8 protein-coding genes are annotated in these 11,708 nt (G+C 66.0%); 3 read left to right on the top strand and 5 right to left on the bottom strand.

Going from position 1 to position 11,708, the window contains the following annotated elements; genetic code table 11:
* Window positions 1–24 precede the first annotated feature (24 nt).
* The 3 genes from efp to BMW75_RS18755 form a co-directional block, all read right to left on the bottom strand.
* Window positions 25–585, bottom strand: a complete 561-nt coding sequence (gene efp / locus BMW75_RS18765) for an elongation factor P (RefSeq protein ID WP_006220534.1) — start codon at window positions 583–585, stop codon at window positions 25–27.
* 128 nt (window positions 586–713) lie between these two features.
* Complete coding sequence (gene earP, locus BMW75_RS18760) at window positions 714–1,826, bottom strand: elongation factor P maturation arginine rhamnosyltransferase EarP (RefSeq protein ID WP_092581373.1); 1,113 nt, start codon at window positions 1,824–1,826, stop codon at window positions 714–716.
* 6 nt (window positions 1,827–1,832) lie between these two features.
* Entirely contained in the window at window positions 1,833–3,035 is a 1,203-nt protein-coding gene (locus BMW75_RS18755; protein WP_092581372.1) for a DUF2863 family protein, read from the bottom strand.
* 257 nt (window positions 3,036–3,292) lie between these two features.
* Between BMW75_RS18755 and BMW75_RS18750 the strand changes: the two genes are divergently transcribed.
* Entirely contained in the window at window positions 3,293–4,066 is a 774-nt protein-coding gene (locus BMW75_RS18750; protein WP_092581371.1) for a DODA-type extradiol aromatic ring-opening family dioxygenase, read from the top strand.
* 203 nt (window positions 4,067–4,269) lie between these two features.
* Here the strand turns inward: BMW75_RS18750 and acnA are convergent, their stop codons facing one another.
* On the bottom strand, window positions 4,270–6,975 hold the full coding sequence (acnA, locus tag BMW75_RS18745) for an aconitate hydratase AcnA (RefSeq protein WP_092581370.1): 2,706 nt from the start codon (window positions 6,973–6,975) through the stop codon (window positions 4,270–4,272).
* A gap of 249 nt (window positions 6,976–7,224) precedes the next feature.
* The gene (locus BMW75_RS18740) at window positions 7,225–8,133 is read right to left on the bottom strand and encodes a LysR substrate-binding domain-containing protein (RefSeq protein WP_092581369.1); all 909 of its coding nucleotides are present in this window, start codon (window positions 8,131–8,133) and stop codon (window positions 7,225–7,227) included.
* A gap of 147 nt (window positions 8,134–8,280) precedes the next feature.
* On the opposite strand from BMW75_RS18740, the gene BMW75_RS18735 reads away from it, so the two are divergent.
* Both BMW75_RS18735 and BMW75_RS18730 read left to right on the top strand, forming a co-directional pair.
* Entirely contained in the window at window positions 8,281–9,219 is a 939-nt protein-coding gene (locus BMW75_RS18735; protein WP_092581368.1) for a pirin family protein, read from the top strand.
* 256 nt (window positions 9,220–9,475) lie between these two features.
* Window positions 9,476–11,692 (top strand): TonB-dependent receptor, encoded by a 2,217-nt coding sequence (locus BMW75_RS18730; RefSeq protein WP_092581367.1) that lies wholly within the window; start codon window positions 9,476–9,478, stop codon window positions 11,690–11,692.
* Window positions 11,693–11,708 lie beyond the last annotated feature (16 nt).

Here is an 11,708-nt window from a genome sequence, read left to right as displayed (position 1 = left end):
CTGGCTTTTTTGCGCTGGGCCGGATCAGTTGTTGACGCGGCTGCGGTATTCGTTCGTGCGGGTGTCGATTTCGATCTTGTCGCCGATGGCGCAGAACAGCGGCACGTTCAGTTCGTAGCCGGTGTTGATCTTGGCCGGCTTGGTCACCTTGCCCGAAGTGTCGCCACGGACGGCGGGTTCGGTGTAGGTGATTTCGCGAACGATGGTGGTGGGCAGTTCAACCGAGATGGCGCGGCCGTCGTAGAAGACCACTTCCACGGGCATCGCTTCTTCCAGGTAGTTCAGGGCGTCGCCCATGCTTTCGGCTTCGATTTCGTACTGGTTGTACTCTTCGTCCATGAAGACGTACATCGGGTCGCCGAAGTAGGAATACGTGCATTCCTTGCGATCCAGTTGGACGACTTCGAACTTTTCGTCAGCCTTGTAGACCGATTCGCTGGCCGAGGCGGTCAGCAGGTTCTTGAACTTCAGCTTGACGACGGCCGCGTTGCGGCCCGACTTGTTGTATTCGGCCTTCTGGACCACGAGGGGATCCTTGCCGACCATGACCACGTTGCCGACTCGCAATTCCTGAGCGGTTTTCATCGATAAAACTCCGGGGGTGATGGGTGCGCTCGCCGTGTTAGCAAAAGCCGCAATGGACTTGTGCACACCCCGGGAGGCGTCATAGTTGAGGCCCGACAGATTCAGGGCAACTCAGAAAACTCTCTATTCTAGCGTTTCTTGGCCAACTCTGTGCAAAAAACGGCCAGATTTTCGGCCAGGCCGGGCAGCGCCGATTGGCAGGCGTCCCACTGGCGGGCGGCGTCGAGCCAGGCCTGCCACGCCGCCGGCGCCAGCGCGTCGGCGCAGGCTGCGGCGGTGCGGCCGGGTTCGGGCTGGTTCCAGGCCCGGATCAGCGCATGCGCCGGTTCCGGGGCCGGGTAGCGGGCGAGCCAGGCGTCCAGCTTCTCCAGGTGGACGTTTTCTTCCTGGGGATAGATCTGCCAGACCAGCGGACGCGCGGCCCAGGCCGCGCGGACGAAGGAGTCTTCGCCGCGCACGAAATTGAGGTCGGCGCACCACAGCAGCCGGTCGTAGTCCGGCTGGGCGATGAAGGGCAGGCGGACCACGCGGGGCGCGCCGGGCGCTCCGCAAGCCGACTCCAGGGCCGGGGCCACGCCCTGCGGGACCAGCAGGACGGTCGGACGCGGGTCGGCCGCCAGGGCCTGGGCCAGTTCGGCGGCCGGGGCGGACGGGTAGCAAAATAGGGACACGGTGCGGGCGCCCGCCTGCCGCAGGGCGAGCGCGTCTTCCGGCACGCCCACCGCGCGCAGGAAGCTGTCCTGAAGCGGGGCCGACGCCTGCAACGCATCGCGTTCGGCCGACAGCCCGGGCTCGCGCAGCAGGCCGCCGGTGGCGGCCGTGAAGCCAGGAAAGAAGAAATGCTTTACCAGGCCGTCCGGCCGCTGCGACGGGAGCCCGTGGCAGCTTTCGACCCAGGATTCGGCGCTCAGGTATTCCAGGTTGATCCAAACCGGGTGGGTGCGGCGCATCGACTCGATGAAGGTCGCGGGCGGATCGCAGGCGAAGGCTTCGATCACCACGTCGCGCGCGCAGAGCGCCGGATCGGGCGCGTCGGTCCAGTGCAGGACGTCCACGCCGGCCAGCCGCTGGCGGGGCGCCGTGGGGACCAGCCCGGGCTGGATGTGCGCGAAGCTTTCCAGGTCATCGACCCACAGGCGCACGTCCCAGCCGCAGTCGCGCGCAAGCTGGCGCGCCAGGCGCCAGCACACGCCGACGTCGCCGTAGTTGTCGACGACTCGGCAGAAGATGTCCGCTTGCATGGCCGCTCAGTGGAACTGCGCGGGGGCCGCTTCGGCGTCCTCGGGCAATTCGGCATGCACCAGTTCGCCCAGGGGATTCGGGAAGTAGGGCGCGCCGCAGTCTTCGCAGTACTCGGGCGGCAGCACCCCGGGGATGCGGCGCACGTCGGTGACGCCGTATTCCTTGAGCAGGGCCGCGATTTCGTCGACCACGTCCGGCTGACCTTCGTCCATGACCACGTCTTCCTCGCGACCGTACAGGGGCCAGACGCAGCCGTAGTACACGTCGTTGCTGTTGCGCGCCGTGAAGCCGATGCGGTATTCGTCGATACGGCCTTCGCCGCAGCCGGCCACGACCGCCCGCAATTGCGAGGCTTCCAGGTTGACGGCGCCCTCCAGCCAGCTGACCGCCGCGCGCAGCGACAGCGGACGCACCTGGCGATCGGCTTCGCGGTTGCTGACGTAGTAGGCGTCGGGCAGCAGGGTTTCGAAGCCGCAGCCGGGAAGCAGGGCGGCCAGGGTGGGCTGCGCCTGGGCGGCCCATTGCGCGAGGCAGGCGTCGCGGCTTGCCTCGGCGTCGCCCACGTGTTCCTGCCAGCGGAAGATCGGTGCGCCTTCGGCCACGGCCACGGCGCCGACGATGTAGCGCGTGTCGGCCAGCATGTTGGCGGTCTCGGTGTCCGTGTTGAGCGCCGGCTTGGTGGTTTCTGCCCCCAGTGCCTGCGACCCCAGGCGCTGGAGCCATTGCCAGGTTTCGGAGAAGGTGCGCGGCATCTGGTCCACGCTGACCAGCACGGGCATCAGCGCGGTGCGGGCCGTGCTGGAAAGGACGTGTCCATGCAGTTGCGCCAGCAGGGCTTGCTGGGCGCTGGCGGAAATGGGGCCGGTGGGAATGGCGTAGCGGGTCCAGGCGACGATGGGCGCGACGATCAGCAGCACGTCGTAACGGACGCCGTTTTTCTCGATCTTCATCGATTCGGACAGGGTTTCGGCCTGTTCGATCAAGACCTCGTAGGCGCCCACGTCGCTTTGGGCAAGGTGGTCCAGCGCCGCTTCGAGCGGGGCGTCCTGGCTTGCCTTGAGCAGCTTCGGAATCGCTTCGCCAAGCTGGGTCTCCCAGAACACGTCTTCGACACGGCTGCCCGAGCGGTTCAACGCCTGGGCAAGCGCGACCAGACGAGTGGCCTCACGGGTCATGCGGGGAGCGGATTGGCTGCGGGATCGGGCCATAACTTTCGGGGAACGTCCATTCAGTGTGTAACGACGTAGTTTAACGCCCGGCACCTGCGGCGGGGCGGCCGCCCATCCCATGGCGGATGGCGGCGCGCTTGCCGGCTGGGTCGCCCCAACCGCGCGGCGGGCACTTGGCGCCTGATTGGTGCTGTATTGATGCTGTATTGGCAACAGATTATCTCCGTGCCGGGGGTTTATTGCTGGATTGAATCGGCCGAAAATGAGGGCATCGATACATTCCTGGAGGCACCGCCATGCGTTGGCCTACGCTTTTTGTTTCCCATGGTTCTCCGATGCTGGCCGTCGAACCCGGCAAGACCGGTCCGGCGCTCGCGGACTGGAGCGCCGCGCAGGGCCGCAAGCCCCGCGCCATCCTGGTGGTCTCGCCGCACTGGATGGGCGAGGGCCTGGCGCTGTCCACCCGCGACCAGCAAGTCGCCTGGCACGATTTTGGCGGCTTTCCGCCCGAACTCTACACGCTGCAGTACGCCGCGCCGGGCTCGCCGGAACTGGCCGCGCGCGTGCAGGCCCTGCTGTCGCAATCCGGCATCGCGGCGGACCGGGATCCGCGGCGTCCGCTCGACCACGGCGCTTGGGTGCCCCTGCGATACCTGTATCCGGACGTGGACGTGCCCGTCGTGCAGCTTTCGCTGGACATGGGCCGCGATGCGGCCGGGCAGTTGGAACTGGGCCGCGCGCTCGCGCCCCTGCGCGACGAAGACATCCTGATCATCGGATCGGGGTCGCTGACGCACAATCTGCGCCACATCCGCATGCCGCAGAACGCGCCGGCGGTGGACTACGTGCCGGGCTTTCAGGCGTGGTATGCCGAGAAGCTGGCCGGGCATGACGTGCCCGCGCTGCTGGACTGGCAGGCGCAGGCGCCGGGTGCCCTGCAGGCGCATCCGCACGACGACCACCTGATGCCGTTGTACGTGGCGCTGGGGGCGGGCGGGCCGGCGGCAACGCGACTGAACGATGAAGTGTCGTACGGCGCGCTGGCGATGGACGCTTATCAGTTCGATTGATCTTTGAATGGGTGTCTGACACCCGTGGAGATGCTGGGCAAGCTGACGGTCGTCTTTCGTAGGGGTGTCTGACACCCATGAGACGCTGGGCAGGCTGACGGTCATCTCTCCTGGGTGTCAGACACCGGGCAGTGCCATAAATGAAAAACGCCCCGGAACCGCAAGGTCCCGGGGCGCTTGTACTGCGCTGCAGCCGTCGAGGATCAGGCCGCGAGCAACTGGCGCAGCACGAAGGGCAGGATGCCGCCGTGCTGGTAGTAATCGACCTCGATCGGCGTGTCGATGCGCAGCAGCACGGTCACGTCCTGCTTGGAGCCGTCCTTGCGCGTGATCGTCAGCGTCACGTCCTGCATCGGCTTGATGCCGTTTTCCAGGCCGGAGATGTCGTACGTTTCTTCGCCGGTGATGCCCAGCGACTGGACGCTGTCGCCGCCCTTGAACTGCAGGGGCAGCACGCCCATGCCCACCAGGTTGCTGCGGTGGATGCGCTCGAAGCTGCGGGCGATGACGGCCTTGACGCCCAGCAACTGGGTGCCCTTGGCGGCCCAGTCGCGCGAGGAGCCGGTGCCGTACTCTTCGCCGCCGAACACCACCGTGGGGGTGCCGGCAGCCACGTACTTCATGGCCGCGTCGTAGATCGACATCTGTTCGCCGGTGGGCTGGAACAAGGTCTCGCCGCCTTCGAAGCGGCTGCCGTCGGGCAGCGACGGGATCATGAGGTTCTTGATGCGCACGTTGGCGAAGGTGCCGCGCATCATGATTTCATGGTTGCCGCGACGCGAACCGTAGCTGTTGAAGTCGGCCTTCATGACGCCGTGCTCCTTCAGCCACTTGCCCGCGGGCGAGGTTTCCTTGATGGAGCCGGCGGGCGAAATGTGGTCGGTGGTGACCGAGTCGCCGAAGACGCCCAGCGCGCGCGCGCCCTTGACCGTGGGCATCGCGCCCGGGGTCATGCCGAAGCCTTCGAAGAAGGGCGGTTCGGCGATGTACGTGGAATCGGGCCAGTTGTAGGTATCGCCCGTGACGCCCTTGATGTTTTCCCAGAGCTTGCCGGGATTGCTCTTGACCTGGCCGTAGTTGGCCTCGAAGGCTTCGGGATCCAGGGCGTACTTCAGCAGGGCGTTGATTTCCTCGGTGGTCGGCCAGATGTTGCCCAGCCACACGTCGCCGTTCTTGCCGCGGCCGACCGGTTCGGTCATCAGGTCACGCGTGACGGTGCCGGCCAGCGCATAGGCTACGACCAGCGGCGGCGAGGCCAGGAAGTTGGCCTTGATGTTCGGATGGATGCGGGCCTCGAAGTTGCGGTTGCCCGACAGCACGGCCGAGCAGATCAGGTCGTTGCTGATGATGGCTTCGTTCAGGTCCGGGGTGAGGTCGCCCGCGTTGCCGATGCAGGTCGTGCAGCCATAGGCCGCCACGTCGAAGCCCAGCTTTTCCAGGTACGGCAGCAGGCCGGTCTTGGTCAGGTACTCGGTGACCACGCGGGAGCCAGGCGCCAGCGAGGTCTTGATGTGCTTGGGCACGGTCAGGCCGGCTTCTACGGCCTTCTTGGCCAAAAGGCCGGCCGCCAGCAGGACGCTGGGGTTGGACGTGTTGGTGCAGGACGTGATGGCGGCGATCAGGATGTCGCCGTTCTTGATCTTGGTGCCAGCGCTGGTGGTGAAGGTCTGGTCCAGCTTTTCGGCGGGCTGGTTGAAGCCGTTTTCCGCAACCGGCTTGGAGAACAGGTCGATGAAGGTGTTCTTGACGTTGCCGATTTCGATGCGGTCCTGCGGGCGCTTCGGGCCGGCCAGCGAGGGCGCGACGGTAGACAGGTCCAGCGTCAGCAGCTTGGTGAAATTGATGTCCTGCGCCGAGGGAATGCCGAACATCTTCTGTGCCTTGAAGTAGGCTTCGAAGGCGGCGATTTCCTCTTCGGTGCGGCCGGTGCCGCGGAAGTAGTCGATGGTGCGTTCGTCGACCGGGAAAAAACCCATGGTCGCGCCGTATTCCGGCGCCATGTTGCCGATGGTGGCGCGTTCGGCCACGGTCAGGCTGGCGGTGCCTTCGCCGCAGAATTCGACGAACTTGCCCACGACTTTTTCACGCCGCAGCATTTCGGTGATGGTCAGCACCAGGTCGGTGGCGGTGACGCCGCCGCGCAACTGGCCCTTGAGCTCGACACCCACCACGTCGGGCGTCAAGAAGTAGACGGGCTGGCCCAGCATGCCGGCTTCGGCTTCGATGCCGCCCACGCCCCAGCCGACCACGCCGATGCCGTTGATCATGGTGGTGTGGCTGTCGGTGCCCACCAGCGAGTCGGGGTAGTAGACGTTGTTCTGCTTGTCCTGGTGCACGCCGCGCGCCAGGTATTCCAGGTTCACCTGGTGAACGATGCCGAAGCCCGGGGGCACGACGCCGAAGGTGTCGAACGCCTGCATGCCCCACTTCATGAACTGGTAGCGCTCTTGGTTGCGCTTGAACTCCAGCTTCATGTTCAGGTCCAGCGCGTTCTTGGTGCCGAAGTAGTCGATCATGACCGAGTGGTCCACCACCAGGTCCACCGGCACGAGGGGCTCGATGCTCTTGGGGCTCTTGCCCATCTTGTCGGCCACCGAACGCATGGCGGCGATGTCGGCCAGCAGCGGCACACCGGTGAAATCCTGCAGCACGACCCGGGCGACCACAAAGGGAATTTCATCTTCGCGCTTGGCGTTGGCCTGCCAGTTGGCGAGCTGCCGGACGTGTTCTTCAGTGACCTTCTTGCCGTCGCAGTTGCGCAGCACGGACTCCAGCACGATGCGGATGGAGACCGGCAGCCGCTGCACGTCGATGCCGAGCGATTTGCCCAGCGCCGGCAGCGAGTAGTACTGACAGGACTTGTTGCCGATCTTGAAATTCTTGAGTGTGTCTAGGGTGTTGTGCGGCATGATGGACTCCGTGGTTTTGCCCAGCTGAAGGCGGCATTTTCAAGCGTTTCGGCGCGTTTGTCATTGTCTCAGGGACAAGTTTGCCGAGGGGCTATATCTTGGTTTGTGTCTTATATCTTATATAAGACTTGTCTGGCGCGTCAAAGTTCCGGCCCTTGGTTTCGCGCCGGCCAGGCCCGGATATGGCGAAGCCCCTACTTTGGCGGACGCGCGCAAAGCCTGCAATACCCCGTGTCCGCAATCGCGGGCTCAGGCCAGGCGCGCGGGAAGTTCCGCCGCCGCATATTCCAGGAAGCGCCGCAGCGCCAGCGGCTCGCCGCCGCGCGCCGGCATGACGGCGTGGATGCGTGCGGGCGGCGCGACCCAGGCGGGCAGGACCTGCACGAGTTCGCCCGAGTTCAATTGGGCGGCGCACAGGTAGCGGGGCACCAGCGCCACGCCCAGGCCCGCGCAGGCCATCGCCCGCAGGGCGTCCATGTTGCTGCTCAGGCACCGCGGCTGGAATTCCACGGACTCGGTCTCGCCCGACGGGCCCGTAAAGCGCCACGTCCGCGGGCCGTCCTGCGTGGCGAGCGCCAGGAGCGGCATTGCCGCCAGGTCGCGGGGATGCCGGGGCGCGGCGCTTGCCATGGTCGGATTGCAGACCAGCACCAAGGGCGCTGGCGCGACTTCGTGCGCGTTCAGCCGCGAGTCGGTCAGGGACGACGCCTGGGCGCGGAATGCAAGGTCATAGCCTTCGGCGATCAGGTCGATGATCTGGTCCCGCGTGTCCAGCAGCACGCGCACGTTGGGGTGGGCGAGACAAAACCGCGCCACGAGGCCGCCGAGCACGGTCACCGCGAGGGGCGAGGGGGCGGTGATGCGCAGAAAGCCGGCGGGCGCGTCGCCCACGGTCGCAGCCAGGTCATATACGGTGCGCGCTTCCCGGGCCAGGGCCTGCGCATGGGCGTAGACCTGCTCGCCCATCGGCGTCAGCGAGACGCGGCGCGTGTTGCGCTGGAGCAGCCGCAGTCCCAGCCGGGTTTCCAGGTCCGCAACCCGGCGGCTGAGCTTGGAACGTTGCATATTCAACACACGTGCGGCCGCGGAAAAGCCGCCTTTTTCGACGACTTCATTGAATAAAAGCAGGTCATCGACGCGGTGAATGTAGGTAGGCATACAGCGTTTTAATAGGGAAAACGGGGCTGGATTGTGGCAATTGTCCTGTTGGACAGGACAATTATTCCTGAAATCAGCCTCTACTGTCCGATTGTGGGAGCGCATAAGCTGTGGCCGCATTCAGCCATTACTCAGGTAGCGTTTTTTTTGACTCTTAAGCTCAGCGCCGTTGTCCCCGGCGCCATCAAGTCCCAGGGCGACTCGTGCGAGATCCGGCAGTTTCGCCATACCGATTTTTCGACGAGCGTGTCGCCGGTCGTGCTGGTGGATCATTTCGTCATGACGGGGCCGGCATTTGGCCCGCACTCGCATGCGGGCATCAGCGCGGCAACGCTGCTGCTCGATGACAGCACGGGCGTCCTGCAGAACCTGGAGGGCGCCGCGGACAGCCGCGACATCCGCGCGGGCGACCTGTACTGGGCGCAGACGGGGCGCGGCCTCGTGCATGCGCAGCGTCCCGTGGGAGAAGCCAGGCTGCACGGTCTGCAGATTTTCATGGACCTGCCGGGCGATCTGAAATCGCAGGCCCCGTCGACCTCGCTGCTGCGCACCGCGGAGATTCCCGTGATCCAGAGCCCTTCGGGGCGCATACGCGTGGTGTCGGGCCAGCACGGGGAAAGCGAGTCGCCGCTGCGAACGCCCGCGCCGCTGCTGATCCTGGACGGCCAATTGCGCCCCGGGGCGACCACGCTGGTGCCGTTGCGGCCAGGCTGGAACGCCTGGATCACTGCAATCCATGGCGATCTGGGCGTGCGCGCCAGGCATTGCCGCCGGGGCGCGAGTCCCTTGCCCAAGGTGGCGGGCGGCGATCCGGATTTCGCGGTGGTCCGTACGGGCTGGGCAGTGGCCGCCACCGCGCAGCCGGACGGCGAAGAAGGGGTGCTGCTGCTGATGGCGGGATGCGCGCCTTCGCACTTCGTGCTGATCGCGGGCCCGGCGGTCGACCTTCCCGCCGCGGGCCAGGGCATGCCGGCGCAGCTGGGACTGGCGTCGCTGGAGCAGGCGTTGGCGGCTTACCAGGCCGAAGAGGCGCAAGCGCAAGCCGAGATCCAGGCCGAACTGGAGCGCGAGGACGCGGCGGCCTAGCGGTTCGGGCGGCGGGCGCCGCATCCGCCCGCCGGGACATTGTGTTGTCATGCCGCAACGGGCGAGGGCTGTTTCTTCATAAAAGAATCAATGAGAACGATTCTCTTTTGGTAACATCTGCGGCGTTAGACCTCAAGACCCCAGGGCGAACGGGCTTTGCTGGCGCCGGTGCTTCCGGACGCCACGTCGGTTCAGCGCGGGATTTTGCGGATCTGCCCCGCAACGCGGATCCTCTCCGCCCTACCAGCGTCCCGTTATGAAAATTCGAACTCTTGCATGCATGGCAGCCGCGCTGCCGTGCTTCGGCGCCGTCCACGCCCAGACTGCCCCCCAAACCCCTTCCGCCACGACCACCAGCCCGGTGACCTCGATGGACGCCATCCGCGTCGAGGCCAGCGCGGATGCGTCGGCCGGTGGCCTGTCGGCGCCCTTCGCGGGCGGGCAGGTGGCGCGCGGCGGCCGTGTCGGCATTCTGGGCACGGAAGATTTCATGAACACGCCGTTCAGCGTCACCAGCTATACGAACGAACTGATCCAGGACCGTCAGGCCAAGAGCGTGGGGGATGTGCTGCAGAACGACGCGGGCGTGCGCGTGGCGCGCGGCTTCGGCAATTTCCAGGAGTCGTACTTCATTCGCGGCTTCATCCTGAGCTCCGACGATGTGGCCTACAACGGCCTGTACAGCCTGCTGCCGCGCCAGTACATCGCTACCGAGCTGTTCGAGCGCGTGGAAGTGCTGCGCGGCGCGACGGCGTTCCTGACGGGCGCGACGCCCGGCGGCGGCGGTATTGGCGGTGTGATCAACCTGGTACCCAAGCGCGCGCCCAACGAACCGCTGACCCGCGTGACCACGGGCGTGTCGAGCGGCGGCCAGTTCCTGTTGTCGACCGACATCGCCCGCCGCTTCGGCCCGGACGACAGCACCGGCATTCGCCTGAACGCAGCGCAGCGCAGCGGCGACACGGGCATCGACGATGAGCATTCCCGCACCAGCGTGGTGTCGCTGGGACTGGATTGGCGGTCGGCGGATACGCGCCTGTCCGCTGACATCGGGTGGCAGGAAAACAAGCTCAAGCGGCCGCGTCCGAACGTGACCCTGGGCGCGGGCGTCACGACGGTGCCCGACGCCCCGGACGCCAGCTCCAATTACGCGCAGCCCTGGTCCTATTCCAATGAGCGCGACGTCTTCGGCACCGTGCGCGCCGAACACGATTTCAGCGACAAGCTGACGGTATATGGCGCCTTCGGCATGCGCCGCAGCGACGAAGCCAACTCGTTGGGCAACATCACGCTCACCAATGGCAGCACCGGCGACGGGACCTTCTACCGCTTCGACAACACGCGCGAGGACAGCGTCAACACCGGTGAACTGGGCCTGCGCGCCAAGGCGCAGACCGGCCCCGTGGGCCACGAGATCGTCGTGTCCGCCTCCTTCTTCGACCTGAAGAAGAAGAACGCGTACGTGATGGACTTTCGCAACACGTTCCCCACGAACATCTACGATCCGATTTCCTACGACAAGCCTGCCTTCAGCGCTTCCGCGCTGCGCGGCAACGATCTGGACAACCCCGCGCTGCAGGGCCGCACGCGCCTGAGCAGCTACGCCATCGGCGACACGATGTCCTTCCTGGACGATAAGGTGCTGTTCACGGCCGGTATCCGCCATCAACGCATGTCGCAGCGCGACTACGCGTACAACACCGGCAATGAAAGCGGCGCCTACGACGCCAGCCACAACTCGCCGGCGTTTGGCCTGGTGGTCAAGGTCGCGCCCAGCGTTTCGCTGTACGCCAACTACATCGAAGCCCTGGTCGCCGGTCCGACCGCGCCCGCGACGGCAGGCGGCAAGCCGGTGCCCAACGTGGGCCAGAGCCTGCCGCCCTTCGTGTCCAAGCAGAAGGAAGTCGGCGTGAAGTTTGAACGGGAAGGCCTGGGCGCCGGCCTGGCGTACTTCTCGACGGACAAGCCGCGCGCGGCCTACAACGCCAACAACGAGCTGACCAATTCGGGCAAGGACCGCCACCAGGGCGTGGAACTGACCGTGTTCGGCGAGCCCGTGCGCAGCGTGCGCCTGCTGGGCGGCCTGACGTGGCTGGACGCCAAGCAGGTTTCGACCGGCACGGCCTCGCTGGACGGCAACCGCGTGATCGGCGTGCCGCGCTTCCAGGCGAACATGGGCGTGGAATGGGATATCCCGGGCGTGGAAGGCCTGGCGATCGACGGCCGCGTGGTCTACACGGGGTCGTCCTATGCGAATGACGCCAACACGCTCAAGGTGCCCGGCTGGACGCGCTTTGACGCCGGCCTGCGCTACATGATGGACGTGGACGGCCACGTCGTGACCCTGCGTGCCCGCGTGGACAACATCGCCAACCGCAACTACTGGTCGTCGGTGGGCGGTTATCCGGGCAACGGCTACCTCGTCCTGGGCGGCCCGCGCACGTTCTCGCTGTCGGCCAGCATGGACTTCTGATCGATGCGGGCCTGGC

Origin of the sequence: Achromobacter sp. NFACC18-2, assembly GCF_900108985.1 — a bacterium.
Lineage (GTDB): Bacteria > Pseudomonadota > Gammaproteobacteria > Burkholderiales > Burkholderiaceae_B > Achromobacter.
This window is presented reverse-complemented; position numbering and strand designations above follow the sequence as displayed.